The organism is Thalassovita mangrovi, assembly GCF_009857745.1.
GTDB classification, from domain to species: domain Bacteria; phylum Pseudomonadota; class Alphaproteobacteria; order Rhodobacterales; family Rhodobacteraceae; genus Thalassobius; species Thalassobius mangrovi.
Genome location: NZ_WWEN01000005.1, coordinates 74,829 through 101,560, shown reverse-complemented (window position 1 = coordinate 101,560; position 26,732 = coordinate 74,829). Strand labels below are relative to the sequence as shown.

Annotated in this window: 36 protein-coding genes; 15 read left to right on the top strand and 21 right to left on the bottom strand. The window is 63.4% G+C overall.

Annotated features, from left to right (window positions below):
- Positions 1 to 46: 46 nt before the first annotated feature.
- Together fahA and hmgA are read right to left on the bottom strand one after the other, a co-directional pair.
- Positions 47 to 1,303 (bottom strand): fumarylacetoacetase, encoded by a 1,257-nt coding sequence (fahA, locus tag GR167_RS12745; protein WP_160973999.1) that lies wholly within the window; start codon positions 1,301 to 1,303, stop codon positions 47 to 49.
- Positions 1,304 to 1,387: 84 nt separating this feature from the next.
- Positions 1,388 to 2,743, bottom strand: coding sequence for a homogentisate 1,2-dioxygenase (gene hmgA, locus GR167_RS12740; RefSeq protein WP_160973998.1), 1,356 nt, complete (start codon positions 2,741 to 2,743; stop codon positions 1,388 to 1,390).
- A 69-nt stretch (positions 2,744 to 2,812) separates the two neighbouring features.
- On the opposite strand from hmgA, the gene GR167_RS12735 reads away from it, so the two are divergent.
- The gene (locus GR167_RS12735; protein ID WP_160973997.1) at positions 2,813 to 3,256 is read left to right on the top strand and encodes a MarR family winged helix-turn-helix transcriptional regulator; all 444 of its coding nucleotides are present in this window, start codon (positions 2,813 to 2,815) and stop codon (positions 3,254 to 3,256) included.
- Here the strand turns inward: GR167_RS12735 and GR167_RS12730 are convergent.
- The gene (locus GR167_RS12730; RefSeq protein WP_160973995.1) at positions 3,253 to 4,221 is read right to left on the bottom strand and encodes an arginase family protein; all 969 of its coding nucleotides are present in this window, start codon (positions 4,219 to 4,221) and stop codon (positions 3,253 to 3,255) included. The two genes, GR167_RS12735 and GR167_RS12730, sit on opposite strands and share 4 nt — an antisense overlap.
- A gap of 7 nt (positions 4,222 to 4,228) precedes the next feature.
- Positions 4,229 to 5,038, bottom strand: a complete 810-nt coding sequence (locus GR167_RS12725; protein ID WP_160973993.1) for a division plane positioning ATPase MipZ — start codon at positions 5,036 to 5,038, stop codon at positions 4,229 to 4,231.
- Here GR167_RS12725 and GR167_RS20155 point away from each other — a divergent pair.
- From GR167_RS20155 to GR167_RS12715, 3 genes are all read left to right on the top strand, one after another.
- Positions 4,977 to 5,252, top strand: coding sequence for a hypothetical protein (locus GR167_RS20155; protein WP_212769978.1), 276 nt, complete (start codon positions 4,977 to 4,979; stop codon positions 5,250 to 5,252). The genes GR167_RS12725 and GR167_RS20155 overlap by 62 nt on opposite strands.
- A gap of 93 nt (positions 5,253 to 5,345) precedes the next feature.
- Positions 5,346 to 5,678, top strand: coding sequence for a hypothetical protein (locus GR167_RS20290; protein WP_160973991.1), 333 nt, complete (start codon positions 5,346 to 5,348; stop codon positions 5,676 to 5,678).
- A gap of 8 nt (positions 5,679 to 5,686) precedes the next feature.
- Positions 5,687 to 7,009 carry a methyl-accepting chemotaxis protein gene (locus tag GR167_RS12715; RefSeq protein WP_160973989.1) on the top strand — a complete coding sequence of 441 codons (1,323 nt, stop codon included), beginning with the start codon at positions 5,687 to 5,689 and terminating at the stop codon, positions 7,007 to 7,009.
- Between the two features lie 77 nt (positions 7,010 to 7,086).
- On the opposite strand, the gene rpmE is transcribed toward GR167_RS12715, so the two are convergent.
- The 14 genes from rpmE to ffh all read right to left on the bottom strand — a co-directional run bounded on the left by rpmE (position 7,087) and on the right by ffh (position 15,804).
- Positions 7,087 to 7,308 carry a 50S ribosomal protein L31 gene (gene rpmE / locus GR167_RS12710; RefSeq protein WP_160973987.1) on the bottom strand — a complete coding sequence of 74 codons (222 nt, stop codon included), beginning with the start codon at positions 7,306 to 7,308 and terminating at the stop codon, positions 7,087 to 7,089.
- Between the two features lie 11 nt (positions 7,309 to 7,319).
- Positions 7,320 to 7,703, bottom strand: coding sequence for a 50S ribosomal protein L19 (gene rplS / locus GR167_RS12705; protein ID WP_160973985.1), 384 nt, complete (start codon positions 7,701 to 7,703; stop codon positions 7,320 to 7,322).
- Positions 7,704 to 8,011: 308 nt separating this feature from the next.
- A complete protein-coding gene (locus GR167_RS12700; RefSeq protein WP_160973983.1) occupies positions 8,012 to 8,350 on the bottom strand; it encodes a YegP family protein in 339 nt (112 codons plus the stop codon).
- A 154-nt stretch (positions 8,351 to 8,504) separates the two neighbouring features.
- On the bottom strand, positions 8,505 to 9,305 hold the full coding sequence (trmD, locus tag GR167_RS12695) for a tRNA (guanosine(37)-N1)-methyltransferase TrmD (protein ID WP_160973982.1): 801 nt from the start codon (positions 9,303 to 9,305) through the stop codon (positions 8,505 to 8,507).
- 10 nt (positions 9,306 to 9,315) lie between these two features.
- Positions 9,316 to 10,155: a hypothetical protein gene (locus GR167_RS12690; RefSeq protein WP_160973980.1), complete on the bottom strand. Its 840-nt coding sequence runs from the start codon at positions 10,153 to 10,155 to the stop codon at positions 9,316 to 9,318.
- Positions 10,152 to 10,670 (bottom strand): ribosome maturation factor RimM, encoded by a 519-nt coding sequence (gene rimM / locus GR167_RS12685; RefSeq protein ID WP_160973978.1) that lies wholly within the window; start codon positions 10,668 to 10,670, stop codon positions 10,152 to 10,154. Before rimM ends, GR167_RS12690 begins: the two co-directional genes overlap by 4 nt.
- A gap of 274 nt (positions 10,671 to 10,944) precedes the next feature.
- Entirely contained in the window at positions 10,945 to 11,574 is a 630-nt protein-coding gene (bluB, locus tag GR167_RS12680) for a 5,6-dimethylbenzimidazole synthase (RefSeq protein WP_160973977.1), read from the bottom strand.
- Positions 11,575 to 11,591: 17 nt separating this feature from the next.
- Positions 11,592 to 11,981: a 30S ribosomal protein S16 gene (gene rpsP / locus GR167_RS12675; RefSeq protein WP_160973976.1), complete on the bottom strand. Its 390-nt coding sequence runs from the start codon at positions 11,979 to 11,981 to the stop codon at positions 11,592 to 11,594.
- A 41-nt stretch (positions 11,982 to 12,022) separates the two neighbouring features.
- On the bottom strand, positions 12,023 to 12,319 hold the full coding sequence (locus GR167_RS12670; protein ID WP_160973975.1) for a chorismate mutase: 297 nt from the start codon (positions 12,317 to 12,319) through the stop codon (positions 12,023 to 12,025).
- Positions 12,312 to 12,914, bottom strand: a complete 603-nt coding sequence (locus GR167_RS12665; protein WP_160973974.1) for a GNAT family N-acetyltransferase — start codon at positions 12,912 to 12,914, stop codon at positions 12,312 to 12,314. The genes GR167_RS12670 and GR167_RS12665 overlap by 8 nt, the downstream gene beginning before the upstream one ends.
- Positions 12,914 to 13,180 (bottom strand): GNAT family N-acetyltransferase, encoded by a 267-nt coding sequence (locus GR167_RS12660; RefSeq protein WP_160973973.1) that lies wholly within the window; start codon positions 13,178 to 13,180, stop codon positions 12,914 to 12,916. Before GR167_RS12660 ends, GR167_RS12665 begins: the two co-directional genes overlap by 1 nt.
- Positions 13,177 to 13,722 carry a GNAT family N-acetyltransferase gene (locus GR167_RS12655; protein ID WP_160973972.1) on the bottom strand — a complete coding sequence of 182 codons (546 nt, stop codon included), beginning with the start codon at positions 13,720 to 13,722 and terminating at the stop codon, positions 13,177 to 13,179. Before GR167_RS12655 ends, GR167_RS12660 begins: the two co-directional genes overlap by 4 nt.
- Entirely contained in the window at positions 13,719 to 14,276 is a 558-nt protein-coding gene (locus GR167_RS12650; protein ID WP_160973971.1) for a GNAT family N-acetyltransferase, read from the bottom strand. Before GR167_RS12650 ends, GR167_RS12655 begins: the two co-directional genes overlap by 4 nt.
- 4 nt (positions 14,277 to 14,280) lie before the next feature.
- Positions 14,281 to 15,804 carry a signal recognition particle protein gene (gene ffh, locus GR167_RS12645; RefSeq protein WP_160973970.1) on the bottom strand — a complete coding sequence of 508 codons (1,524 nt, stop codon included), beginning with the start codon at positions 15,802 to 15,804 and terminating at the stop codon, positions 14,281 to 14,283.
- 223 nt (positions 15,805 to 16,027) lie between these two features.
- On the opposite strand from ffh, the gene GR167_RS12640 reads away from it, so the two are divergent.
- Complete coding sequence (locus GR167_RS12640; protein ID WP_235915953.1) at positions 16,028 to 16,777, top strand: putative nucleotide-diphospho-sugar transferase; 750 nt, start codon at positions 16,028 to 16,030, stop codon at positions 16,775 to 16,777.
- Positions 16,778 to 16,814: 37 nt separating this feature from the next.
- Here GR167_RS12640 and GR167_RS12635 read toward each other — a convergent pair whose 3' ends face one another.
- Positions 16,815 to 17,411, bottom strand: a complete 597-nt coding sequence (locus GR167_RS12635) for an FMN-dependent NADH-azoreductase (protein WP_160973969.1) — start codon at positions 17,409 to 17,411, stop codon at positions 16,815 to 16,817.
- Between the two features lie 356 nt (positions 17,412 to 17,767).
- Between GR167_RS12635 and GR167_RS12630 the strand changes: the two genes are divergently transcribed.
- The 3 genes from GR167_RS12630 to GR167_RS12620 all read left to right on the top strand — a co-directional run bounded on the left by GR167_RS12630 (position 17,768) and on the right by GR167_RS12620 (position 19,894).
- Positions 17,768 to 17,998 carry a hypothetical protein gene (locus tag GR167_RS12630; RefSeq protein ID WP_160973968.1) on the top strand — a complete coding sequence of 77 codons (231 nt, stop codon included), beginning with the start codon at positions 17,768 to 17,770 and terminating at the stop codon, positions 17,996 to 17,998.
- A 137-nt stretch (positions 17,999 to 18,135) separates the two neighbouring features.
- The gene (locus GR167_RS12625) at positions 18,136 to 19,011 is read left to right on the top strand and encodes a LysR family transcriptional regulator (RefSeq protein ID WP_160974296.1); all 876 of its coding nucleotides are present in this window, start codon (positions 18,136 to 18,138) and stop codon (positions 19,009 to 19,011) included.
- Position 19,012: 1 nt separating this feature from the next.
- Positions 19,013 to 19,894: a DMT family transporter gene (locus tag GR167_RS12620; protein WP_370741309.1), complete on the top strand. Its 882-nt coding sequence runs from the start codon at positions 19,013 to 19,015 to the stop codon at positions 19,892 to 19,894.
- A 12-nt stretch (positions 19,895 to 19,906) separates the two neighbouring features.
- Here GR167_RS12620 and GR167_RS12615 read toward each other — a convergent pair whose 3' ends face one another.
- On the bottom strand, positions 19,907 to 20,254 hold the full coding sequence (locus GR167_RS12615; protein WP_235915952.1) for an ArsR/SmtB family transcription factor: 348 nt from the start codon (positions 20,252 to 20,254) through the stop codon (positions 19,907 to 19,909).
- 252 nt (positions 20,255 to 20,506) lie between these two features.
- Between GR167_RS12615 and GR167_RS12610 the strand changes: the two genes are divergently transcribed.
- From GR167_RS12610 to GR167_RS12590, 5 genes are all read left to right on the top strand, one after another.
- Entirely contained in the window at positions 20,507 to 20,836 is a 330-nt protein-coding gene (locus tag GR167_RS12610) for an AtpZ/AtpI family protein (RefSeq protein WP_160973967.1), read from the top strand.
- A gap of 53 nt (positions 20,837 to 20,889) precedes the next feature.
- A complete protein-coding gene (locus GR167_RS12605) occupies positions 20,890 to 21,597 on the top strand; it encodes a F0F1 ATP synthase subunit A (protein ID WP_212769967.1) in 708 nt (235 codons plus the stop codon).
- Positions 21,598 to 21,650: 53 nt separating this feature from the next.
- Complete coding sequence (locus GR167_RS12600) at positions 21,651 to 21,875, top strand: F0F1 ATP synthase subunit C (protein ID WP_136340256.1); 225 nt, start codon at positions 21,651 to 21,653, stop codon at positions 21,873 to 21,875.
- 78 nt (positions 21,876 to 21,953) lie between these two features.
- Positions 21,954 to 22,520, top strand: a complete 567-nt coding sequence (locus GR167_RS12595) for a F0F1 ATP synthase subunit B' (RefSeq protein WP_160973965.1) — start codon at positions 21,954 to 21,956, stop codon at positions 22,518 to 22,520.
- A gap of 3 nt (positions 22,521 to 22,523) precedes the next feature.
- Positions 22,524 to 23,081 carry a F0F1 ATP synthase subunit B gene (locus GR167_RS12590; RefSeq protein WP_160973964.1) on the top strand — a complete coding sequence of 186 codons (558 nt, stop codon included), beginning with the start codon at positions 22,524 to 22,526 and terminating at the stop codon, positions 23,079 to 23,081.
- 94 nt (positions 23,082 to 23,175) lie between these two features.
- Here the strand turns inward: GR167_RS12590 and GR167_RS12585 are convergent, their stop codons facing one another.
- Positions 23,176 to 24,009: a prephenate dehydratase gene (locus GR167_RS12585; protein ID WP_160973963.1), complete on the bottom strand. Its 834-nt coding sequence runs from the start codon at positions 24,007 to 24,009 to the stop codon at positions 23,176 to 23,178.
- A gap of 119 nt (positions 24,010 to 24,128) precedes the next feature.
- Between GR167_RS12585 and GR167_RS12580 the strand changes: the two genes are divergently transcribed.
- Together GR167_RS12580 and GR167_RS12575 are read left to right on the top strand one after the other, a co-directional pair.
- Positions 24,129 to 24,650: a c-type cytochrome gene (locus GR167_RS12580; protein WP_160973962.1), complete on the top strand. Its 522-nt coding sequence runs from the start codon at positions 24,129 to 24,131 to the stop codon at positions 24,648 to 24,650.
- A gap of 165 nt (positions 24,651 to 24,815) precedes the next feature.
- Complete coding sequence (locus tag GR167_RS12575) at positions 24,816 to 26,729, top strand: extracellular solute-binding protein (protein WP_160973961.1); 1,914 nt, start codon at positions 24,816 to 24,818, stop codon at positions 26,727 to 26,729.
- Positions 26,730 to 26,732: the final 3 nt, after the last annotated feature.

Below are 26,732 nucleotides of genomic sequence, written 5' to 3'. Positions count from 1 at the left end.
GGGCGTTCGGGACGCCTCCGGCGGGAGTATTTATGCCAAGAAGAACTTAGCGTTTGTAAGGATCGTCGAGGGCGGGAAGCACCTTGCCCACGCAATCGCCGAAGCCGATGGTGTAGCCGTCGCCCTTGGCGGCGCCTTTCAGGGTCAGGGTGTCGTTGTCCTCGATGAAGCTGCGGGTCTCGCCGGTGGGAAGTTCCAGCGGTTCCTTGCCGCCCCAGCTGAGTTCCAAGAGCGAGCCGCGGCTTTCCTTGGTCGGACCGGAAATGGTGCCCGAGCCCAGCAGGTCGCCCACGTTCATCGGGCAGCCCGACGTGGTGTGATGGGCCAGCTGCTGCGCGGCGGAATAGTACATTTCCTTGTAATTGGTCCGCACGATGGTGCTGGCGTCGCCTCCTTCGGGTTGCAGCGTCACTTCGAGGTCGATGTCATAGAGCATCGGGCCGCAATCCTTCAGGTGGTCGAGCAGTTCGACCTCGCGCGCGGGCGTGTCGCAGCGGAACGGATCGAGCGCCGCCTTGGTCACGATCCAGGGGCTGATGGTGGTCGCCGTCGCCTTGGCCTGGAACGGGCCCAGCGGCTGGTATTCCCAGGCCTGGATGTCGCGCGCCGACCAGTCGTTCAGCAGCACGTAGCCGAAGATGTTGGCATCGGCTTCGGCCACGGTGATCGGACCTTCGGAGGAGGTGCCGACGATGGCGCCCATTTCCAGTTCGATATCGAAGCGGGCACAAGGCGCGAAGCGCGGCGCGGCGTCGTTGGGACCCTTCAGCTGACCCCAGGGGCGGCGTACATCGGTGCCCGAGACGACGACCGAGGAGGCGCGGCCGTTATAGCCGATCGGGATATGCAGCCAGTTCGGCGGCAGCGCGTTTTCCGGGCCGCGGAACATGGTGCCGACGTTGAAGGCGTGGTTCTTGCCGGCGTAGAAATCGGTGTATTCGCTGACGGCGAAGGGCAGGTGCATTTCGGCATCGGCCATCGGCACCAGCAGCGGTTCGACCTTGGCGCGCTCGGCCGATCCGTCGGACAGCAGCGCGATCAGACGTTCGCGCAGCGCGGCCCAGACGGCGGGGCCTTCTTCCATCAGTTCGTTCCAGAACGGCACGTCGAACAGCGGGTAGTCGGTCAGGGTGATCACGCCCTCGGCCTCGGCCGCGGTGACGTCGAGGATCATGTCGCCGATGGCGACGCCGCAGCGCGGATCGCCGTCTTCGGTCGAGAACACGCCGTAAGGCAGGTTGTTGAGCGGGAACGGGTGGTTGGCGTCGTTGGCGCTGTCCACCCAGGATTTCATCAGGGTCATTCGCGTTTCCTTTTACGGCGTGGTGGGGCCTGGCCCCACCTTACCTTTTATCTTTAGGGTGGGGCCAAGCCCCATCCTTCACGATCACTTCAGCCCCGGCGTGCCGTCGAATTTCTTTTCGATGTCGGCCCAGCAGTCGATGTAATCGTCCTGCAGCGGCGCCTCGTTCGCGGCGAAGCCGGTCAGGTGCTGCGGGAAGCGGGTTTCGAACATGAAGGACATGGTGTTTTCCAGCTTCTCGGGGCCGAGGTTGGAATTCGACGCGCCCTCGAAGGCGTTCTTGTCCGGTCCGTGCGGCAGCATCATGTTGTGCAGCGACATGCCGCCGGGGACGAAGCCCTGCGGTTTGGCGTCGTACTGGCCATAGATGTTGCCCATCAGTTCCGACATGATGTTCTTGTGATACCACGGCGGGCGGAAGGTGTTTTCGGCCACCATCCAGCGTTCGCGGAACAGCACGAAGTCGATATTGGCCGTGCCCGGCACGCCCGACGGCGCGGTCAGCACGGTGAAGATCGACGGGTCGGGATGGTCGAACAGGATCGCGCCGACCGGGCAATAGGTGCGCAGGTCGTATTTGTAGGGCGCGTAGTTGCCGTGCCAGGCCACCACGTCCAAGGGCGACTGGCCGATCTTGGTTTCATGGAACTGGCCGCACCATTTCACCGTCAGGGTCGAGGGCGTTTCGCGGTCTTCATAGGCCGCCACCGGCGCCTTGAAGTCGCGCGGGTTGGCCATCGCGTTGGCGCCGATCGGGCCGCGCGCGGGCAGTTCGAATTTCTGGCCGTAGTTTTCGCAGACGAAGCCGCGGCAGGGACCTTCGAGAACCTCGACCCGATACACCAGGCCGCGCGGGATGATGGCGATTTCCTTGGGCTCCAGGTCGATGATGCCCAGTTCGGTGCAGAACCGCAGACGGCCTTCCTGCGGCACGACCAGAAGTTCGGAATCGGCCGAGAAGAAATAGGCGTCCTGCATCGAGGCGGTGACCAGATAGACATGGCTGGCCATGCCGACCTGGGTGTTGACGTCGCCCGCGGTGGTCATGGTGCGCATGCCGGTGAGCCAGGTCAGGTCTTCGCCGTCATGGGCGACCGGATCCCAGCGGTATTGACCGAGCGAGGCGACATCGGGATCGACGTTCGGCGCCGATTTCCAATAGGGCAGGTCGATCTTTTCATAGCGGTGCGAATGCTTGACCGAGGGACGGATGCGATAGGTCCAGGTCCGTTCCGGCGGGTTGGCGGTGAAGGCGGTGCCCGAAAGCTGTTCACCGTACAGACCGTAATTGCATTTCTGCGGGCTGTTCATGCCCTGCGGCAGGGCACCGGGCAGGGCCTCGGTTTCGAAATCGTTGCCGAAACCGGGCATATAGCCCGGGGTGGTCCCGTGCGGCGTCGGAGCCTGCACGAAACCATGCGGTTTCGTCTGCTGATTCATGGCGCGTTCTCCTTTTCGCTTGTGCTGTTAATAGTTGATTTTGTAACTAACAACAGATGGAGGCCGGAAATGACCGAAAAACATGAGTTCGATTTGCAGAATTTTCTGCCTTATCTGCTGAACCAGGCGGCCGAGGAAAGCAGCCTTGCGTTTCAGCAGGTCTACAAGGACCGCTACGGCATGTTGCGCACCGAATGGCGGGTGTTGTTCCATCTGGGAATATACGGCCGGATGACCGCAAAGGAAATCGGCCAGCGGTCGAAAATGCACAAGACCAAGATCAGCCGGGCGGTGGCGCGGCTGGGCGAACGGCGGTTTCTGACCCGCGAACAGGATGACCGCGACCGGCGGCTGGAATATCTGGAACTGACCAATCTGGGGCTGACCGCCTATCGCGATCTGCTGGGCGTGGCGCAGACCTATGACGCGAAACTGTCGGCGGGGCTGAGCGCGGAAGAGGACGCGGTGCTGCGCCGGGCGCTGCGCAAGCTGGCCGGGTTCGACGCGGATTAAGCGCGCCCGGCGTCCCGTGCGGATTGCCGGGCCAGCACGCCCAAAGTGGCGGTGATCAGCCGCGACACGGTCAGCGCACCGAGGTCGCCGACATCCGCGCCGGGCATGTATTCGACGAAATCGGCGGCCACGATGCGGCCCCTTTGGGCTGCGCCTTCGATCAGGTCGAGCGCCTGGAAATAGCTCAGGCCGCCCGGCGCGCGGCCGATCACGCCCGGCACGATGGAGGGGTCGAGCGCATCGACGTCGAAACAGATCGCGATATTGGCCCCTTCGGGGATATGCGCCAGCGCCGCCGCGACCCCGTCGCGATGCAGCGCGCGGGCGGGGACGAAGTTCACCCCCCAATAGCAGGCATCGCGGTAATCGTCGCTGTGCGCCGATCCGATGCTGCGGGCGCCGACCTGCACGATGTTGGCGACGTGATCCATTTCCGAGGCGCGGCGCATGGTCGAGGACAGGCCCATGTCTTCGCCCATGTGATCGCGGCGCCAGTCGATATGGGCGTCGATCTGCAGGATGGTCAGCGGGCCGTGGGGCGCCAGCGCCTGCAGCATCGGGATCGGCACGGAATCGTCGCCGCCCAGCAGCACCGGCACCGCGCCTTGGCCGAGGATGGTGGCAACCGCCGAACGGATCGCATCGCGGTTGGCGGCGAAATCACTGTCATCGAAGGGCAGGTCGCCGCAATCGGCTGCGCGATGCGCCGGGTCGGGGAAGGTCGGGCCGCCGAGGTCGAAATTGTGCCGTTCCAGATTGGCGGTCAGTGCCGCCGTGGCCTGGCGCAGCGCGGCGGGGGCGTGGCGGCAATAGGCGCCGACGCTTTCATAGGGCGTCGCGCCGGGCACGCCGAGCAGGGCGATCGGCGCGTCGAGCGTATTCAGGTCGTCGCAGCGGGGCAGGCCGAGGAAGGTTTCGGTCTTCGAGGCCCCGAAAAGCGCGCCAAGGTCTGCCGTGTCGGTCATGCCGTCCTCAGAAATTCGGTTCGACCCCGGGCAGGTTCAGCGCCTTGATCAGGTCGCGCAGTTCCTGCCGGGCCGCCACGTTGGAAATGTTCAGGCTGGTGACGCCGATATCCTTGAGATCCAGCAGGGTCAGCCCGCGCGGGAACAATTCGCGGAAGATGACCCGTTCGTTGAAGCCCGGCGCGACGCGGAATCCGATCCGCTTGGCCAGGTTATCCAGCGCCTTGCCCATCTTTTCCTTGTTCACCATGTGCTGGGCGCCCAGGCGGTTGCGCAGCACGATCCAGTCGATCGGCTTGAGCCCCGCCTGCGCCCGCAATTGCCGCGCGTTCCACACCATTTCGGAATAGACCGAGGGGCCGAGGATCTTCTTGCCGTCCTCGTCGATCTTGGCCAGCAGGTCGAAATCGACGAAACTGTCGTTCAGCGGCGTCACCAGCGTGTCGGCCAGCGAATGCGCCACCTGGCTGAGCCGCGTGTGCGATCCGGGGCAGTCGATCATGATGAAATCATGGTCCGGTTCCAGCGCCGCGATGGCCGCCGACAGGCGCTGATCATAGGGGTTTTCGCCCGGCTGCAGCTGCGCCGGGTCGGCCGGGGGCAGTTCGTGGTAATCGGGGCTGGGCAGGTCGAGCCCGGATTTCGCCGAGAAATTCTTGCGGTTTTCGACATAGCGGCCGAAGGTTTTCTGCCGCAGGTCGAGGTCGAGAACGCCGACCTTGAACCCCATCCGCGCCAAGGCCGTGGCGATATGCATGGACACGGTGGATTTGCCCGCGCCGCCCTTTTCATTCCCGACGACAATGATATGCGCCATTGAAAGATTTCCCCTATACCTGCCTTGTTCCGGCCGCTTTGCCACAGGATATGGTGGCGGCGGTTATTTGCAAAGCCTTGTTGATCCGTTTGGACGGCTTCAATGGCATCTGTTGCAGAAATATGGAAGAGGGCTTGCGGCCTTGCGGGTGATCCTGACGTTCAGGCGGCAGCGCTGGCGTTCTGAACGCATTGAATTTGTCGTATGTGTATGAAGGTTGCGTAGCGTCAAGCGGATAAAAGTATCAGTAGTATGCAATTGTATACTAAGTGATGCAGAGGTTGCGAATTCGTATGTCAGCGAAAACTTGCCCCGATTCTGGGGTAAATTTGATCACATGGTTAGAGTGCATCCTGTTCCCCTGTTGGCCATTGGCCTGATCGCAAGTTTCGGCACGGAATTCGCCGCTGTCGCGTTGGGCGCGCCCGATGACGCAGATGCCGCGGTTCTTGTGATCGCCCCGCCCTGGAAGGGCGGACCGGAAGCGATCGTCGCCGAGGCGGGGGGATGGGTCGTTGCGCCGGTGAATGCTCCGCTGTCGGTGATGGCAACCGGGGCGTCGCTGGATGCATTCAAGGCCGCCGGGGCCTGGTTCCTGCTGGATCCGGGTGCTTTCAGATTTTTCTGTGTATCGGGATAAATGGTAAAATGAATAGTGAACTCTCAAGCGACGTCGTGCGTTCGACCAAGATGGTGCGCCTTGTCACCCTGGGCATGGCGCCCATTCCGCCCATCGCGGCCTTTGTCGTCGGCGGGCCTCTGTCCACCGTGGTGATGGCGTCGGTGATTTTCGGCCTGATGGCGCTTGTCGCGGCGCGGGTGGATCAGAAATCGCGGCCGATGGTGCTGGCGCTGGCGCTGGTCGGTCAGTCCATCGCCTTCACGGCTGGGTTTGCCGGGCATGGCTGGCAGATCGACACCCATATGACCTTTTTCGCCGTGCTGGCCATCGTCGCCACCATGGCGGATGTCCGGGCGCTGCTGCTGGCGGTGGTCGTCACCGCCGCGCATCACCTTCTGCTGGGGGTGTTCCTGCCGGTTCTGGTGTTCCCGGAAACGACGCTTTTCGAAACCGTTCAGCGGGTGCTGTTCCACGCCGCGATCGTGGTGGTCGAAGCCGCGGTGCTGCTGTGGTCGATGATCCTGAGCCAGAAGGCGCGGCGCGAGATCGAACAAACGCATGCCAAGGCGGCGCAGAGCGCGGCGGAGGCGGTGAAGGCACAGCAAGAGGCCGAAAAAGCGCGTGAACTGGCCATCGCGGCGGCGGATCGGACCCGGCGCGAAGGTCAGCGTGCGGCGGTTGCGGTGGAACAGGTGGCCAGCGCCGCCAGCGCGGCGGCGGAAAACGCGGCCAATGCGCAGGTGCTGGTGGCCAATGCCAAGGCCGATGCGGACAAGAACGGCGCGGTGGTCGAACGTACCCGGTCCGCCATGCAGGCGATCGAGGCATCTTCGGCCGAGGTGGTCAGCATCGTGGACGTGATCGACGATATCGCGCGGCAGACCGACCTTCTGGCGCTGAACGCCGCGGTGGAATCGGCGCGCGCCGGTGAGGCCGGGCGCGGTTTCGCGGTGGTCGCCAGCGAGGTGCGCAAGCTGGCGCAGCGGTCGTCGGATGCGGCGCATCAGATCCGGGGCCTGGTCGGCACCTCGTCGCAGCAGGTGGCCGAGGGGGTCGGGCTGGTCGGTGAAACCGGCGAGGCGCTGTCGCGCATCGTCGCCTCGGTATCGGATTTGAACGACCTGATGGTCGATATCGCCGATGGCGCGACGAGCCAGGCCGAGGGGCTGGAGCAGGTGAATGTCGCCATTGCCCGCATCGATCAGATCGAATGCGATGGCACGGATGAGGGTGGCGATAGCGTGGAGGGCAAGGTCGCCCAGTCGAGCGTGTCGTTCGATCTGACGCTGGATGAGGGTGGCGATGCTGCTGCCGAGGTGGATTTCACGCCGGAGGGCCGGGCCGCCTGAACCGGGCGGCAATCCTCACCCCCAATAAAAAAGCCCCGCCGGTTGGCGGGGCTTTTCTTTGTCCATCAGGAAAGGGATCAGAAGCCCAGACCTGCGTATTTGTTCTTGAACTTCGACACGCGGCCGCCGGCGTCCAGCAGGCGCGAGGAGCCACCGGTCCATGCGGGGTGCACGGTCGGGTCGATGTCGAGAGCGAGGGTGTCGCCTTCGCCGCCCCAGGTCGAGCGCATGGTCACGATCGTGCCGTCGGTCATTTTCACTTCGATGAAGTGGTAGTCGGGATGGATGTCTGCTTTCATCGCTCCGCTCCTTACGCTTCTGCGCCCGATTTGGGCTTGTAGTTGGCGACCTCTGCGATACGGGCGGATTTACCGCGGCGCGAACGCAGGTAGTACAGTTTGGCGCGACGGACGCGGCCACGGCGGACGACTTCGATCGATTCGATGTTGGTCGAGTAGAGCGGGAACACACGTTCCACGCCTTCGCCGAAGGAAATCTTGCGGACGGTGAACGAACCGGCAATGCCCGAACCGTTCTTACGGCTGATGCAGACACCTTCGTAGTTCTGCACACGGGTACGCGCGCCTTCGGTCACCTTGTAGCCGACGCGGATGGTGTCACCGGCTTTGAAATCGGGGATGGTTTTCCCCAGGGCGGCGATTTGTTCCGCCTCCAGCTGTGCGATCAGATCCATCTGATCTTCTCCTATCTTGCTTGCGGTTGCTCCGCAAAGGTGATGTCCGTCCTCAGAGCTCTTGGCCTTCGACCGGGTCCGCCTGTTCCGATTACCGGGGCGCCCGCCAGAGATCAGGTCGTGTTTCTTATTCCGCTATCGGGTCCGTCCGTCAGGGATGCCGAAGAAGCAGCCGGAACAATACCCGAATGGCCCGCAGGCCGATTCCGGCCGCGAACGGGCGGTGTATAGGGGCAGGGGGGGAAAGGATCAAGGCCTTTCTGCGCTTGGACAGAAAGGCCCTGGGGTGGTTTTGAGGGTGGTTTGGATCAGTCTTCGGTCAGGTCTTTGACGTCGGCGTCCGGGGCGTTTTTCTTGACCGACTCGATGCCGTTGTCGCGGCCCGCTTCGCTTTCGTAGCTTTCCGAGGTGCCGATCACCTGGCCGTTGGTGGCTTTCAGGTTGAACATGTGCTTGCCCGACTTGGTTTCCTTGCGCTCGTAACGCGCGTCTTCGGGGGCGTTTTTCTTGACCGACTCGATGCCGTTCTCGGCGCTGGCGCGCTGCTTGTAGCCTTCGCTGGCCAGGATGATTTCGCCATTGCCCGCCTTCAGGCGGAAGCGGAATTCACCGGCCTTGTCTTTGTAGAGTTCGAATTTACCAGCCACTGCTCAATCTCCTTCAATGAAAGTCGTCTTTCCGGACTATTCACCACCGAAGGGCGAGCTGCAATAATTTGTTGCAGAAACAAGGGGTGTTTGAGCCCTGGGCCCGGAACAAGGCCGAAGACCGCCGGGCCAGCGCCCGGGGCGGGGCGAAGCCTCAGCTCTCGCCGCGCTTCTTGCAATAGGCATCCCACATGTCGGGGCGGCGTTGCTGCGTCAGCGCCTCGGACATCTCGTGGCGCCATTGCTCGATCTTGCCGTGATGGCCGGACATCAGCACCTCGGGGATTTCCATCCCCTTCCATTCGGCGGGACGGGTATATTGCGGATGTTCCAGCAATCCGTTGGAGTGGCTTTCCTCCTCGATGCTTTCGGCATTGCCCAGCACCGAGGGCAGCAGCCGCACCGTGGCGTCGATCATCGCCTGCGCCGCGATCTCGCCGCCGGTCAGGACGAAATCGCCCAAGGAGACCTCCTGGATGTCGTAGTGGTCCAGCACCCGCTGATCGACCCCTTCGAACCGGCCGCACAGCATCGTCACGCCATCGCATTCAGACCAGTTCCGCGCCATCGCCTGATCGAAGCGGCGGCCGCGCGGGGACAGGTAGACCAGCGGCCAGCGCCCGCGGGTGCCCTTCATCGCGTGGTCGATCGCGTTGCCCAACACGTCGGCGCGCAGCACCATGCCGGCGCCGCCGCCTGCCGGGGTGTCATCGACATTGCGGTGCTTGCCGATTCCGTAGTCGCGCAGATCGGTGGTTTCCAGCTGCCACTTGCCGTCCTTCAGCGCCTTGCCGGTCAGGCTTTCGCCCAGCACGCCCGGGAAGGCCTGCGGGAACAGGGTGATGATCCGCGCGGTCCAGACCCCGGCCAGGGTCGGGTTGTGGGTCATCAGTTCCTGCGGTTTCAGCGACAGCCGGATGGATTTGCGGCCGTATGATTTGGGTTGGTCGGTCATGGCGGGCCTCTTACCCGTTTCGCGCGGTTTCGGACAGTCCCCGTTTTACCGCGCCGCGATACTGCGCCAGCATTTCTTCTTTGGTGCGACGCAGCTCGGCCTTGGGCTTGCCTGAGCGGTTGAGGCTGAGGAACTCCGCCTCCATCTGTGGCGACTGGCCGACATTCTGCCGGTTCGCGGCGGGCAGGGCATCCTGCACCGCGCCGGGCACGCCCGCCAGGTCCAGCACCATCCCGGCCGGGCCGTGGCGGGTGTCGGCGTAATCCTCCAGCGCCAGGATATGGGTCTTGCAGGGGCGCAGGGCGCTGGCGATGCGGTGGGCCTCGGCCGTCGGATTGGGCAGGCCGGGGAATTGCGCGGTGAAGTCCTCAAAGCTTTCGGTCAGGTGGATCGAGCGCAGCAGATGGCCATAGACCGAGCGCAGCCACTTGTCGGCGGCCCGGGTGGTCAGCAGGAATTCGATCTGCACGTCGGGGCCAAAGCGGCGGCGCAATTCGCGGATGATTTCGCGCCCCACCGGCACGGCGGAATGGGCGTAATCGGAAATCACCCGGCCGCGCCAGTCGCGATGCCCCGGCATGGTGCCCGCCAGCGTTTCGCGCGACAGGAAGATCACAGGATCGTCGGGAATGCCCGCCAGGAAGCGGCGGAAGGCGCGGCGGAACATGATCCGGCGCCACCAGAAGGGTTTCTGGGCGTATTTGCGGGCATGGGTCCCGGCGGCGAGGAAATCGTCCTTGCCGTAATAGCTCAGGTAGGGGCTCAGCGGTTTGCGCAGGCGGATCAGCTGCTGCTGCAGGCTTGTCGTGCCGGTTTTGTGAAACCCGGCATGGACGATCACCCGCGTCATTCGGGGAACAGGCCTTCGGGCGGGTCGGCGACGATCCGGCCCTTGTCCAGATCGACGGTCGGCACCGCATCAAGGGTGAAGGGCAACAGCACGGTCGCCTTCAGCCCCGGCCCGTGGATTTCCAGCAGATCGCCCGCGCCGTGGTTCATCACCGATTTCACCGTGCCGAGTTTCGTGCCGCCGGTGTCGAACACCTCCAGCCCGATCAGGTCGGCGTGGTAGAATTCGTCATCGGGCAGCGAGGGCAGGCGGTTGCGCGGCACGTAGAGTTTCACGCCTTTCAGCGCGTCGGCCTCTTCCTTGCTGGTGACGGAGGACAGGCGCACCGACAGGCCGTTCTTGATCGGGCGGATGATGCCGACATCGAAGCTGCGGCTGCCGTCTTCGGTGGTCAGGGGATTGTAATCCTCGATCGCCTCGGGATCGGCGGTATAGCTTTTCAGCCGCACTTCGCCATGCACGCCGTAAGCGCCCGCGATGGCACCGACACAGATCAGTTCGTCAGGATTATCCATGCTTCGGGGGTCCTTTGCCGTTTCGCTATGGTGATAGCGCTTTGGATGGGCGGGGGCAATTCGGGTGTTGCGGGGTGTCGGATTTGGTTCCCGGCCCGAACCGCGGCGCTTGCGCCGCCGGGCAGCGCCCGACCGCCCACACGGGCGGGCGCTTCGGTGAGGTCTATGCGATACAGCAACGCAGGAAGTGGTCGGATGGATAAAGGGGCAGCCATACAGGTTTGCGCACCCACCCGCGGTCGGGCACTGCCCTATGTTGTGCCAGGGCTTACCTTCAGCGGTCCTCGACCGGCAGATGGCCACGCCGCGCGTCCCATCCGGCGCGTTCCAGTTCCGGCGTGTCGCTCATTTCCTCGGGCCAGCCGACGCAGAGGTAGCCGACCAGCGTCCAGTTCTGCGGCGCGTCAAGGTCGCGGCAGAGCTGTTCGGGGTCGAGGATCGACACCCAGCCCACGCCGATGCCGCGCGCCCGGGCGGCGAGCCAGAACAGGTTGATGGCCGAGACGACGGAATAGCGCCGGGTTTCCGGCATGGTCGCGGCGCCCAGCCCCGATCCCTTGCCGGTGCAATCGTCGCAGAACACCGCCAGCTGCACCGGGGCGTTTTCCATCCCGGTCAGTTTCAGCCCGGCGTAAAGCCGCGCCTTGTCGCCGTCATAGCCCGCGAGGGCATCGGCATTAGCGGTTTTGAAATTCTCAAGCGCGGCGTGTCGGGCGGCATCGCTTTGCACCCGGATCACCCGCCAGGGTTCCGACAGCCCCACCGAAGGGGCCATCAGAAACGCTTCAAAGCATTGCCGCAGCAATGTCTCGTCCACGGGATCTGTACGGAAGCGGCGCACGTCGCGCCGCCACCGCATCAGATCGGCAAGATCGCGTTGGAAAGAAGACGGGAAGGCCTGCATTCCAACGCTCCCCTTGCTTACTCTTCAGCCGCTGCTTCTTCGGCGGGGGCTGCTGCTGCTTCGGCTGCTTCTGCGGCCTTGGCTGCTTTTTCTTCAGCGCGGTCCTGGGCTTTCTTGCCGGGGACGGCTTTCTTGGGGTTGTTGCGCTCGGTTTTCGCCAGGGTGCCGGCGGCTTCCAGGAAGCGTGCAACACGGTCGGTCGGCTGTGCGCCCTGGTCCAGCCAGTACTGAACGCGTTCCATGTCCAGCTTCACGCGCTCTTCGCTGTCTTTCGGCAGCAGCGGGTTGTAGGTGCCCAGCTTCTCGATGAAGCGGCCGTCGCGCGGCATGCGCGAGTCGGCTGCGACAACACGGTAGAACGGACGCTTTTTCGACCCACCACGGGCCAGACGGATTTTCATAGCCATTTTGTTTTCTCCTTCAGATGGCGTTGACCGGCCGGAGCCGGTTATTCCTGATGTTTCTTATGGTGCTGAATGACTTCAGCGATGATGAAGTTCAGAAACTTCTTGGCGAAATCAGGGTCCAGGTCAGCCTGTTTCGCCAAATCTTCAAGCCGTGCGATCTGGGTGGCCTCGCGGGCCGGATCGGACGGGGGAAGGTCGTGTTCGGCCTTGAGACGGCCCACCGCCTGGGTGTGCTTGAACCGCTCGCCCAGGGTATAGACGAGGATCGCATCCAGCCGGTCGATGCTTTCGCGGTGTTCCTTGAGGAGCTCCGCGGCGCGGGTAGCGGCGTCAGTCAAGGGCAAATCCTTTCGGTTTGAAAAGCGGGTCGGCGTAATTTGCGATTTCCATCGCGATGCCGTGGGAAATCTGGGTGTCCTTCAGCTGCGCCGGCGAGGGGTGGCGATAGACCACGTCATGGCCGTCGACGGTGGCCGCCTGCGCGTCCTTCTTGGCGCCCAGACGTTCGGCCAGCCGGATCGAATCGAGGTTCTTGGGGTCCAGATAGGACACCGCGGTTTCCCAGCCAAGCGTATTGTAGAGGTATTTGCGGGCCGCGTCGGTCGCTTCCAGCGCATAGCCGCGCCCGGCGGTTTCCGGCCAGATGATCCAGGCCAGTTCCGGTTCCGGCCATTTCGCCGGTTTCCAGCCACCCGCCATGCCCAGCGGCTTGTCGGTCTGCTTGTCGTGGATCATCCACATGCCGTAGCCGCGGATCTGCCAATGGCCGATTTCGGCGGCGTAGAGCATCCAGGTTTCATAATCGTTCAGCGGCCCGCCCATGAACCGGGCGCGGTAGCTGGTGAAGGTCGATTTGAAATTCGGGTAATCCTGCGGCTCGGGGCCGCGCAGGACCAGGCGCTTGGTTTCCAGGGTGGGGATGTTCACCGACATCAGACCGCCTCCGCTTTCGGGTGGCGGTAGACGTGGCAGGCATGGCCCATCACCGCGCCCTCGCGTTCGAACCGCGCACCCAGCCGTTCGGCCAATGCCTTGGACCGCGCGTTGTCGGGCACGATGTAGCTGATCGGGGCGGTCAGGCCGAAATGGCGCGCGCCGTAGTCGCGTGCGGCCAGCGCGTCGAGGTCGCTTTCCTTCTGACCGCGCAGGATCAGCCGTTCGGTTTCGATCACCGGGATGGGGAGGGTGAAGCCGGTCACGCGGTTTCCTCCTCTGCCAGCGCCTCGGGGGCGGGGTGGCGATAGGCCATTTCGGTGTCGTGGGTGACGTTGGTAAAGTCGCGCTCAAACCGGGCGCCCAGCCGTTCGGCCAGCGCGACCGAGCGGGTGTTGCCCGGGAAGATATTGCTGGTGAGCGTGGTGAAGCCCATGTGACCGTAGGCATAGGCGCGCGCGGCATGTGCCGCCTCGTAGGCAAAACCCTTGCCTTCGGAGCCTTCGAACATCACCCAGCCCAGTTCCGGTTCGGGCCAGCCTTCGGGGTTCCACAGCCCGACGATGCCGATGATGTCGCCGCCGTCCCTGGTTTCCACCGTCCAGAAGCCATAACCGTGCAGCGCCCAGTGGCCGATATTGCTGGCGAACCAGCGCCAGGCCTCGTTGCGGCTTTTCGGGCCGCCGAAGCCCCAGCTGCGGGATTCGTCGGCGAAGAACGCCGCGAGCGCGTCGAAATCGCGCGCTTCCGGGCCGCGCAGGATCAGGCGGTCGGTTTCCACGGTGGGGATGTTCAGCGACAGGCTCATGCGTAGGCCTCCACCGAACCGTCTTGGTCCAGATCATCCGGGCCGGGGTGGCGATAGAGGATGTCTTCGCCCATGTGGACGTTGATGTAGGTGCGTTCGGCCCAGGCGCCCAGCCGTTCGGCCAGCGCGATGGAGCGCGCGTTCGACGGCACGATGTTCGAGGTCAGCGTGGTGAAGCCCAGCCCGTCGGGCGCATAGGCCCATTCGCGGGCGCGTTGGGCGGCCTCATAAGCTAGCCCCAAGCCCTCGAACCCGTCGAACACGACCCAGCCCAGTTCCGGTTCCGGCCAGCCGTCGGGGTTCCAGATGCCGCAGATGCCCGCGGCCTGACCCGAAGCCTTGTCCTCGATCACGAAATAGCCGTAGCCGCGGATATGCCAGTGACCCACCATCAACCCGAACCAGCGCCAGGCGTCGTGCCGGTCGGGGGAGGCCCCGAACCCGGCCGCGCGGTCCTGATCGCACAGGAACGCGATCACCGGCTCGGCATCCCGGTGTTCGGGGCCGCGCAGGATCAGGCGCTCGGTTTCAAGGATGGGGGCCTGGGTCAGCATCTGCTTACTTCTTCTTGCCCAGACCGCTGAGCCCGCCGGGCAGGCCCATGCCGCCGCCGAGACCCGGCAACCCGCCGGGCAGGCCCTTGGCCCCGCCCATTGCCTTGGCCGCCGCTTCCAGCGCTTTCGGGTCCATCTGCGACGGGTCCATGCCGGCCATGTCGGCGGGCAGACCGCCCTTGCCGAACATGCCCTTCATGGCCTGTTTCAGCATGCCGCCTTTGCCCATCTTGCCCATCTTCTTCATCATGTCAGCCATCTGCCGGTGCATTTTCAGCAGCTTGTTGAGGTCGGAGACCTCCATCCCGGCGCCCGCCGCGATGCGTTTCTTGCGGCTGGCCTGCAGCAGCTGCGGGTTGGCGCGTTCCTTCTTGGTCATCGACTGGATCAGCGCGATCTGGCGCTTGAGGATGGAATCGTCGAACCCCGCTTCCTGCACCTGCTTGGCCATCTTGCCCATGCCGGGCATCATGCCCATGATGCCTTCCATGCCGCCCATCTTGAGCATCTGTTCCAGCTGCATCTTCAGGTCGTTCATGTTGAACTGACCCTTCTGGAACCGCTTCATCATCCGCTCGGCCTGTTCGGCCTCGATGGTTTCCTGCGCCTTTTCGACTAGGGCCACGATGTCGCCCATGCCGAGGATGCGGCCAGCGATCCGTTCGGGTTCGAACGTTTCCAGCGCGTCCATCTTTTCGCCGAGGCCGACATATTTGATCGGCTTGCCGGTGACGGCGCGCATCGACAGCGCGGCGCCGCCGCGGCCGTCGCCGTCCATCCGGGTCAGCACGACGCCGGAAATGCCGACCTTGGCATCGAATTCCTCGGCCACCTCGACGGCGACCTGACCGGTCAGGCCGTCGACCACCAGCAGGGTTTCGCGCGGGTTGACGACGTTGCGGACCTGTTCGACCTCGTCCATCAGGACTTCGTCGATATGCAGACGGCCCGCGGTGTCGAGCATGTAGACGTCATAGCCGCCCATCGTCGCCTGCTGCTTGGCGCGCTTGGCGATGTCGACGGGTTTCTGGCCGGGCACGATCGGCAGCGTATCGACGCCGATCTGAGCGCCCAAGACGGCCAGCTGATCCATAGCCGCCGGGCGGTAGACGTCGAGCGAGGCCATCAGAACCCGCTTACCGTCCTTTTCCTTCAGCCGCTTGGCCAGCTTGCCTGTTGTGGTGGTCTTACCCGAACCCTGCAGGCCGACCATCAGGATCGGCGCGGGCGGGTTGTCGACCTTCAGCGCGCCGGGTTCGCCTTCGCCCTGCAGCACGTCGATCAGCGCGTCATGCACGATCTTGACGACCTGCTGACCCGGGGTGACCGATTTGGTGACGGCCTGGCCGGTGGCCTGATCCTGGATTTTCTTGACGAAATCGCGGGCGACGGGCAGCGAAACGTCCGCTTCGAGCAGCGCCACGCGCACTTCGCGCAGGGCGGTTTTGACGTCGTCCTCGGACAGTGCGCCCTGTTTCGTCAGGCGGTCAAAGACTCCGCCCAGGCGTTCGGATAGATTTTCAAACATTCCCGCGGCTCCTTTAACCCCGTTTCACATGGCCCTACAGGTAAGCAGGACCGGCCCAAATGCCAACTGCCCCCGTGGGCGCGACGCGCTGACGGGGGGCGATCCTTGCACAATGCAAAGGACCGGAAGACATGATCGCTTCCGGATTGGTGTTGCGCGGATACGCCGATTGCGGCCACGAGTCAAGTTGTGCCCTTCTGTAAAGGGGCAAGGCGAAGAGGGAATGACCATGACGGACGGCGTGATCCTGGTGGCGACGGGGATGGGCTATGTCGATCTGGCGGTGCAGTGCCTGGCCACGATCCGGGAAACCAACCCCGGCCTGGCCGTCGATCTGTTCACCGACCTGCCGGATGCGCCGGGGGTGGACGGGTTCGACCAGGTTCACCCGGTGCCGGGCGCGCATCCGCGGGTGAAGCTGGACTGCTTTGCCAGGGCGCGGTTCGACCGGGTTCTGTTTCTCGATTGCGACACGCTGGTGCTGGCGCCGTTCGGCGATCTGTTCGATCTGGCCGACCGGTTTCCCTTGGCCGTGGCCCATGACGTGCGCCGCCGGATGGACCTGATCCGCGAAGGCGGGCATGAAACTCCCTATGCCTTCCCGCAGATGAATTCGGGGGTGATGCTGTACCGCAACGATGCGGAAATGGCGGCGTTCTTCGCCGAATGGAAGCGGCGTTACGATGAAGGCGGCGGCGAACGCGATCAGCCGGTTCTGAAGGATCTGCTGTGGGAAAGCGACCTGCGCTTTTACGTGCTGCCGCCGGAATTCAACCTGCGTCGGGTGACAATGCTGGATGCGTGGGAGCCGCTGGATGCGGTGCCGACAATCGTGCATTCGCACCGTCTGTTGCAGCATCTGCGCGGGCGGGGCGCGCGGGTGCGCACGCTGGACGATCTGCGGCGGCTGGAACGGATCGCGCTGGAGGAGGAATGGCGCGCCGACGGGGCCGGGGCCCCGTGGCGGCGCTGAGGGCGGCAAGCCCGCCGGGGCGGGCTTGCCTTGGGGATTACGCTGCCAGGCCGGCGATGTCGTCATTGGCCGCCTTGACCGAGCTGTCGGCGTCGATGGCGAAATGGTCCGAGGCGACGAACTGCACATCGGTGATACCGAAGAAGCCCAGGATGTGGCGCATATAGGTCGAGGCGAAATCGATGTCCGATCCGATCCGGGTGCCGTTGGAGGCATAGGCGATGATCGCGCGGGGGCCTTTGATCAGGCCTTCGGGGCCTTCTTCAGTATAGCGGAAGGCTTCGCCGGGGCGCGCCAGCAGGTCGAGCCAGACCTTCAGTTGGCTGGGGATGTTGAAGTTGTAGACCGGCAGGCCGATCACGATGGTGTCGGCATTACGGACTTCTTCGATCAGCCGGTCGGACAGGGCGGCGATGTCGGCCTGTTCGGGGCTGCGGTCTTCGGCCGGGACCGAAATCGCGGCGATCCAGGCGGCATCGGTTTCCGGCAGCGGATGGGCGGCCAGATCGCGATAGGTCACCGACGAATCGGGATGGGCGCCTTGCAGACGGGCGACGATGTCGCGGGTCAGGGTTTTGGACATCGACCCTTCGGGTTTGATACTGGTGTCGATATGCAGAATGGAATGTGTCATGTCAGGTATCCTGTTTGCGGTGTTTCTGTCTGCCCGATGGATAGCCTTGTGCGAATTCGTAGTGAATTGCGCAAATCTGCGTTGTATATGTGCGTAAATGCATTGTTTCGGCGTGCCGGTCCGGGACGCAGATTCGAAATCGGCCCAATCAGGCGGGTGAAAGGGGCGTATCGAAGGTGGGGTGAAACCCTGTCGCGGGCGCCGATGCCCGCTTTCTCGCCGCTTTAAGGGGCAGGGTATTGCAATCGTGCAATAGTTTGTGTGACTAGCCAAAATTGTGCTTTGAAGGTTGTTGACAATCACCACCCCGGAAGGGTTATTTGGGGTGAGCTTTTTATTCTAATAGGGGGTATCCCATGAAATTTAAGACTGTTGCGGCCGCCGCACTCCTCGCCATTTCTCCGCTCGCAGCTGCTGCAGGCAGCCTGGCTGTTCCCGCGGAGCCCGTCGTGACCGAGCCGGAAGACGACGTTCTGGCAGCTCCGTCGTTCGGCAGCTTCGGCCTGGGCGGTGGTGCAGTTGCTGTTGCCGCTGTTGCGGCTGCTGCTGCTCTGGCTTCGTCGAGCGACTCGTCGACCACCGACTAAGTCCTACGACAAAAGAATCGGAAAAGCGCACCCGCTTCGGGTGCGCTTTTTTTATTCCGGAAACGGTTGCGGCGGGGACGCGAAGCGTATCGACTGTGCGGCGCAGCAGGTGAAAGGTCGAATCGGATATGTCGTCGATGGAAAACTGGGATGAAATCCGCACCGCCTTCCAGGTAGCACGTATGGGAACGGTCAGCGGCGCGGCCGAGGTTCTGGGCGTGCACCACGCCACGGTGATCCGTCATATCGATGCGCTGGAGGCCCAGCTTGGCGTCAAGCTGTTCCAGCGTCACGCGCGCGGCTACACCGCGACCGAGGCGGGGCAGGACCTGATGCGGGTGGCGCAGGCCACCGACGACCAGTTCAGCCAGCTGGCGGGGCGCATCAAGGGGCAGGGCAACGAGGTTTCGGGCGAATTGGTCGTCACGTCGCTGTCGGGGCTGTCGCCGCTGCTGATGCCGGTCTTGGCGGATTTCCGGCTGGCCTATCCCGAGGTGATCCTGCGGTTCCTGACCGGCGACCGTCTGTTCCGGCTGGAATATGGCGAAGCGCATGTGGCGATACGCGCCGGCCGCGCGCCCGAGGAACCCGACAACGTGGTTCAGCCGCTGCTGGATCAGTGCACCGCGCTTTACGCGGCCCAGTCCTATATCGACAGGATGGGGATGCCCGAAACCCCGGACGATTTCGCGAACCACTTTTTCGTCGGGTCGGACAACCGCGATTCGCGCGCGCCCTATTTCAAGTGGCTGTGGGAAAGCGTGCCGGAACAGAACATCATCTTCCGCAGCGCTGATCCACGGTCCCTGACCCTTGCCGTGCAGCAGGGGATCGGTATCGGCTTCATGGCCAAATGGGAAGCGGCGAAACAGGACGGGCTGGTCGAGATCTGCACCGAGCGCGACGACTGGCGCAGCGCGCTGTGGCTGGTGACCCATGTCGACCTGCATCGCACCACCAAGGTCCAGGCCTTCGTGAAATTCCTCAAGGATCGGGCCAAGGAGTGGGCGTAACGTGACGCAGGCTGCCCGCGGCCATCTGGCCATGCTGGTTTTCTCGGCCCTGGTGGCCGGGTCGTTTTCGCTGGGTGCCCTGGCGATGGACCATATCACGCCGATGGCGCTGAACGCGGCGCGTTTCGCCATCGCCGCCGTGCTGGTCGGCATCGCGGCGGGGCTGAGCACCGGCATTCCCCGCAGCACGTTCAACGCGCCCTGGCGCTACCTGCTGCTGGGCGGGGTGTTTGCCACCTATTTCGTGCTGATGTTCTACGGGTTGAAGACCGCGCAGCCGGTATCGGCGGCGGCGGTGTTCACCCTGACCCCGATCATGACGGCCTTTGCCGGCTATATCATGCTGCGGCAGGTGACCACCCGGCGCATGGCGCTGGCGCTGAGCATCGGCGGCGCCGGGGCGCTTTGGGTCATCTTCCGCGCCGATCTGTCGGCGCTGCTGCGGTTCCAGGTCGGCCAGGGCGAGGTGATCTATTTCTGGGGCTGCGTCGCCCACGCGATCTATATCCCGATGGTGCGGATGCTGAACCGCGGCGAATCGGCGATGGCGTTCACCTTCGGCACCTTGCTGGTTTGCTTCGGGGCGATCACGATCGTCGGCTGGGGTGAAATCGTGGCGACCGACTGGGCCGCTTTGCCCGGGATCGTCTGGATCGCGATCATCTACACGGCGGTCTTCGCCAGCGCGATGACCTTTGTTCTGGTGCAATATGCCTCGCTGCGGCTGCCGGGGGCCAAGGTGATGGCCTATACCTACCTGACGCCGAGCTGGGTTCTGGTCTGGGAACTGGCGCTTGGACACGGCGCGCCCACGGTCTGGGTGCTGGGCGGCGTGGCGCTGACCATCGTGGCCTTGCTGCTGCTGTTGCGTAACGAGCATTAGCGGCCCGGCCGCTTACTCCGACGCCTCGCCGCCGTCGTCCAGTTCGACCGCCAGGAACCGCTCGAACGCATCGAGGTTGATCGCCTCGAACTGGCCGAAACCCTGCATCCAGATGCTGGCATCGCGCAAGGCGTCCGGTTCCAGCTTGCACCATTTCACCCGTCCGCGCTTTTCCTGGCTGATCAGCCCGGCATTGGCCAGGATCACCAGATGCTTGGAAATCGCCGCCAGCGACATGTCGAACGGATCGGCCACGTCGGTCACCGCCATGTCGTCTTCCAGAAGCATCGACAGAATCCGCCGCCGGGTCGGATCGGCCAGCGCGGCGAATACGGTGTCGAGATCGGAAGCTGTCATCATGTGTCCTGCCTAGGGCCGCCCGGCGGGCCGGTCAACTGGGCCCGGAAAAAGATCAACCGAAAGGTTGAATAACGGATTTCGGCCATGTTGGCGCTCACAGGCGCCGCGCGGGGCTGTTCGTGCCATTCGGTGGATTTGGAATGTTGTTATTTGTCAGATGTTTATGGTGTCGTCGCGGGGGCGTTTTGCGCGCTTGACTCAGGCCGTCCCGCAGCATAGCAAGACCGCGACTATCCGTAGGGGGTTTTGCGCGTGACCGATCCCGACCAAAAGCAGCAGCTCAAGCAGCTTGAGGACAAGATCGCAGCGGCGAAGAAGGCCCAGGCACCCAAGCCCCGCGCGGACGAGCACTATTCGATGGCCAATCAGGCCTGGCGCATGGTGATCGAAATGGTTTCCGGTCTTGGGATCGGGTTTGGCATAGGATACGGGCTGGACAGCCTGTTCGGGACGATCCCGATCTTCCTTGTCATTTTCACATTGCTGGGCCTGGCGGCGGGGATAAAGACGATGATCCGCACCTCCAGGGAAATCCAGGAACAGACATTGGCCGAACAGGCCGAGAAGGACGAGAGGGCATAGACGTGGCAAGCGAAGCACATGGCGCTGAAACCGGTGGTCTGGTTTTCCACCCGATGGATCAGTTCATCGTCAAGCCGCTGTTCGGCGGCGACGAGATCGCATGGTACACCATCACCAACGTGACCCTGTGGATGGCTGTCGCCGTCCTGGCCGTGATCGCGATGATGGTGCTGGGCACCTCGCGCCGCGCCATGATCCCGTCGCGCAGCCAGTCGGTAGGCGAACTGGCCTATGGCTTCATCTACAAGATGGTCGAAGACGTCGCCGGTAAGGACGGGCTGAAGTTCTTCCCCTACATCATGACCCTGTTCATGTTCATCGTCTTCGCCAACTTCCTCGGCCTGATCCCGATGAGCTTCACCACCACCTCGCATTTCGCGGTTACCGTGGTGCTGGCGCTGCTGGTGTTCCTGACCGTCACCATCGTCGGTTTCGTCAAGAACGGCATCGGCTTCCTCGGCCTGTTCTGGGTCAGCTCGGCGCCGCTGCCGCTGCGCCCGATCCTGGCCGTGATCGAACTGATTTCTTACTTCGTGCGCCCCGTCAGCCACAGCATTCGTCTTGCTGGTAACGTGATGGCGGGCCACGCGGTGATCAAGGTTTTCGCCGGCTTCGCAGCGATCGCTGTCGTCAGCCCGGTTTCGGTGGTCGCGATCACCGCCATGTACGGTCTCGAGGTCCTGGTGGCCTTCATCCAGGCCTACGTGTTCACCATTCTGACCTGCGTGTATCTGAAGGATGCGCTGCATCCGTCGCACTAAGGTCCGACTTAAGAACCCTATCTATCCAACTTCCAATCGTAAGGAGATACATCATGGAAGGCGATCTGGCACACATCGGCGCAGGCCTGGCAGCAATCGGTTCGGGCGCAGCCGCAATCGGTGTTGGCAACGTTGCAGGTAACTACCTGGCAGGCGCACTGCGCAACCCGTCGGCAGCCGCGTCGCAGACCGCGACCCTGTTCATCGGCATCGCATTCGCAGAAGCTCTGGGGATCTTCTCGTTCCTCGTCGCTCTGCTGCTGATGTTCGCCGTCTAATCCTTACGGAACACATCCTTACGGCCGGGGGGGCGCGATGCGCCCGCCCGGTAATCGGAAGTTCCCAAGGAGGACGTTATGGCGACTGAAACGCACGAAGCCGCAGAACATGCCGCTGAGGCCATGAACGGGGCGCACGAAGCAGCCGCTTCCGCACCCGGCATGCCGCAGCTGGACTTTACCAACTGGGGCAACCAGATTTTCTGGCTTCTGGTCACGCTGGTCGTGATCTATTTCGTCCTGTCGCGCATCGCGCTGCCCCGCATCGCTGCGGTTCTGGCCGAGCGTCAGGGGACCATTACCAACGATATCGCCAAGGCCGAAGAGCTGAAGGCGAAAGCGGTTGAAGCGGAAGAGGCCTATAACAAGGCCCTGGCCGAAGCGCGTGCCGAGGCACAGCGCATCGCCGCCGAAACCAAGGCCGAAATGCAGGCCGAGCTCGACGCGGCTGTCGCCAAGGCAGACGCTCAGATCGGTGAAAAGCTGGCCGAGAGCGAAAAAGCCATCGCCGAAATTCGCGCCGGCGCCGTGGACAGCATCAAGGATGTTGCCAAGGACACCGCCGCGGAAATCGTCGCCGCCCTGGGCAGCGACGCCGATGCGAAAACCGTGGAAGCAGCCGTGGCTGCCCGGATGGAGGGATAAGAGATGCGTAAACTGGCAGTTCTTTTCGCTCTGACCGCGGCCAGCCCCGCCTTCGCCGCCTCGGGCCCGTTCTTCTCGCTGCACAATACCAACTTCATTGTGCTGCTGGCGTTCCTGCTGTTCATCGCGGTGCTGTTCTACTTCAAGGTGCCCGGCATGCTGGGCGGGATGCTGGACAAGCGCGCCGAGGGCATCAAGTCGGAACTGGACGAAGCCCGCGCCCTGCGCGAGGAAGCCCAGGCCGTGCTGGCGTCTTATGAGCGCAAGCAGCAGGAAGTCCAGGAACAGGCCGACCGTATCGTGGCGCATGCCAAGGACGAGGCCGCCATCTTCGCCGAGCAGGCCAAGGCCGAGCTGGAGAAATCCATCGCCCGCCGTCTGCAGGCCGCACAGGACCAGATCGCATCGGCCGAAGCTTCGGCTGTCCGTGAAGTCCGCGACGCGGCGATCAACATCGCCGTTGGCGCCGCCAACGACGTGATCGCCAAGAAGATGACCGCCGCCGCCGGCAACAAGCTGATCGACGCGGCCATCGAGGAAGTCGACGCCAAGCTGCACTAAGCCGCGTCACTGATCGACAGAAACAAAACACCCCGCCAGTGGCGGGGTGTTTGCGTTTCAGGGGGGGCGAAATCTGCGCAAGATTCGCCTCTCCTCAGTGGTGGCGCTTCTCGGCCGGGTAGACGCCGAGAATCTTCAGGTGGGTGGTGAAGTATTCCAGTTCCTCTAGCGCCAGCTTGACGTTGGGATCGTCGGGGTGGCCTTCGATATCGGCATAGAACTGGGTCGCGGTGAAGGACCCGCCGACCATGTAGCTTTCCAGCTTGGTCATGTTCACGCCGTTGGTGGCAAAGCCGCCCATCGCCTTGTACAGCGCCGCCGGGATGTTGCGGACCCGGAACACGAAGGTGGTCATCATTCCGGTATCGCCGCGCCGCGCATGGTTCGGTTCGCGCGACATCACCAGGAATCGGGTGGTGTTGTGGCCGTGGTCTTCGACATCGCGGGCCAGCACGTTTAGCCCGTAAATCTCGGCCGCCAGTTCCGAGGCCAGCACGCCGCGATCGGTGGCGCCGGTTTCGGCCAGCACCGCCGCCGCGCCGGCGCTGTCGGCATAGGCTTCGCCGCGGATACCGTGCAGTTTCAGGAAGTTGGCGCTTTGCGGCAGCAGCACCAGATGGGCGCTCACCGTCTTGACCTGCTCCAGCGTGACGCCGGGATTGGCCATCAGCGCGATCCGCACCCGCACGAAGGTTTCGTCGACGATATGCAGCCCGCTTTCGGGCAGCAGCCGGTGAATATCGGCAACCCGGCCATAGGTCGAATTCTCGATCGGCAGCATGGCCAGATCGGCCTCGCCGCTGCGCACGGCGCCGATCACGTCCTCGAAGGTGCGGCAGGGCAGGGCTTCCATGTCGGGGCGGGCCTGGTGGCAGGCTTCGTGAGAATAGGCGCCGGGCTCTCCTTGAAAGGCAATCCGCTGGGTCATATGTTGTTTTTCCTGTCACTTTGCGCCGCTAAGGCGTCTGGTCGCGTAAACTACACCTTGCACTGAACAAGGGGAAGCGGATACACACGCGCCGACAGACACGAAACGGATTGACCCCAATGCTTGATACGATGACCCTTACGAAGGCCGGTGGCGCGCTCTGCGGTACGCTTCTGGTGTTCCTGCTCGGCAACTGGGCGGCTGACTCGCTTTATTCGATGGGAGGCGGCCACGGTGAAGGCCATGAACAGGCCTATGTCATCGATACCGGCGAAGCCGACGGTCACGCCGCAGCGGCCGCCGATGGGCCCAGCTTCGAAGAACTGCTGGCCTCGGCCGATGTTGCCAAGGGCGAAAAGATCTTCTCGAAATGCAAGGCGTGCCACAAGATCGAGCCCGGCGCGAATGCAACCGGCCCGTCGCTCTATGGTGTTGTCGGCCGCAATGTCGGGTCGATGGAAGGCTTCGGCTATTCCGGCAAGCTGGTTGCGGTGGCCGATGTCTGGACCCCGGAAAACCTGAACCACTTCCTGACCAACCCGAAAGGGTTCGCACCGGGCACCAAGATGTCCTTCGCCGGTCTGAAGAAAGAAGCCGACCGCGCCAACGTGGTGGCCTATCTGGAGAGCCTGGTTAACTAAGCCCGGCCGATCCGACCCGAGTTTCGAAGCCGCCGCCCGCAGGGGCGGCGGCTTTTTGCTGTGCGGGTGGCGGAATTCACGGAGTGTTCAGACAATCTTGTCTTGAACCTCTCGGCGGTGCCTATAGCTTGGCTGAAACACAGAAATCCGTGCAGGAGCGTCCAGATGATCCGAACCCGCCGTGAAGAAGCGAAACGATCCACCGTGAAAGCCGCCCCGCTGCCGGCGCTATGGCGCGTGATGACGATGCTGATGGTGCTGTGCCTGGCACTGCTGGCGCTGCCGCTTCGGGCCGAGGAAAAGATCATCCACAGCCACGGGATTTCCGCCTTCGGCGATCTGAAATATGACGAGGGTTTCGCGCATTTCGATTACGTCAATCCCGACGCGCCCAAGGGCGGCGAGTTTTCGACCTGGTCGCCGGGCACGTTCGACAGCCTGTCGCCCTATATCCTGAAGGGCAACGCGGCGGCGATGTCCTCGGTCTTCTTCGACAGCCTGCTGAGCGGCAACCTGGATGAACCGGATGCGGGTTACGGGCTGGTTGCGGATTGGCTGGAATATCCCGAGAACCGCGAATGGGTGATCTTCCACATCCGCCCCGAGGCCAAGTTCTGGGACGACACCCCGATCACCGCTGAGGACGTGGTGTTTTCCTACGAGGCGCTGCGCGACAAGGGGGTGCCGGTCTACAAGGTGCTGTTCAAGGATTTCCAAAGCGTCGAGGCGCTGGACGACACACGGGTGAAATTCACCTTCAGCCCCGACGGCCCGCTGCGCGAGCTGATCATGACCGCCGGGGGGCTGCCGATCTTTTCCAAGGCCTATTACGCGACCCGCGATTTCGCCGAATCCACGCTTGAGCCGCCGCTGGGATCGGGGCCCTACGAATTGCTGTCGGTCGATCCGGGCCGGTCGGTCAGCTACAAGCGGCGCGACGATTACTGGGCCAAGGACCTGAACGTGAATGTCGGGCAGAACAATTTCGACGTCCTGACGGTGGAATATTATGCCGATTACACCTCGGCCTTCGAGGCGTTCAAGGGCGGCGCCTATAGCTACCGCGAGGAATTCCTGTCGCTGCTCTGGGCCACGGCCTATGATTTCCCGGCGATCCAAAAGGGCTGGGTGAAGGTGGAAACCCTGCCCGACGGCCGCCCGGCTGGCACGCAAGGCTGGTGGTTCAATCTGCGCCGCCCGATCTTTGCCGATCCGCGCGTGCGCGAAGCGATTTCGATGGCGTTCAATTTCGAATGGTCGAACGAAAGCCTGTTCTACGGCCTCTATGAACGCACCGACAGTTTCTGGGAAAATTCGGACATGCAGGCCGAGGGCATGCCGTCCGAGGCGGAACTGGCGCTGCTGGAACCACTGCGGGACTATGTGCCAGAAACCGTGTTCACCGAACCGGCCTTCGTGCCCGCCGTGTCGAGCCCTGACAAGGTGGCCGACCGCAAGATGCTGCGCCGCGCCGGAAAGCTGCTGGAAGACGCCGGCTGGACCGTGGGCGACGACGGTATCCGGGTCAACGCCAAGGGCGAGAGGCTGCGGATCGAGATGCTGAACGACAGCCCGTCCTTCGAGCGCATTTTCAATCCTTACGTCGAGAACCTGAAGCGGCTGGGGGTCGAGGCCGTTTACAACCGCGTCGACAATGCGCAGCTGCAGGAGCGCGAGAAGAAGTTCGAATTCGACATCACCGTGCGCCGCTATTCGATGTCGCAGACGCCGGGGATCGAATTGCGCGGCATCTTCGGGTCCGAAGCCGCCGATGCGCAGGGTTCCAGCAACATCGCGGGGGTGAAGAACGAAGCGGTGGACGCGCTGATCAAGGTGATCGAAAACGCCAAGTCGCGCGAGGAACTGAACACCGCGGTCAAGGCGCTGGACCGGGTGCTGCGGGCGATGCATATCTGGGTGCCGCAATGGTACAAGCCGGTGCACAACATCGCCTATTTCGACATGTATGAACGCCCCTATGGCGACACCCCGCCGAAAACCTCGCTGGGGGAAATGGGCCTGTGGTGGTTCAACCCGGAAAAACATCAGGCGTTGATCGACGCCGGCGCAATCCGGTAAGGC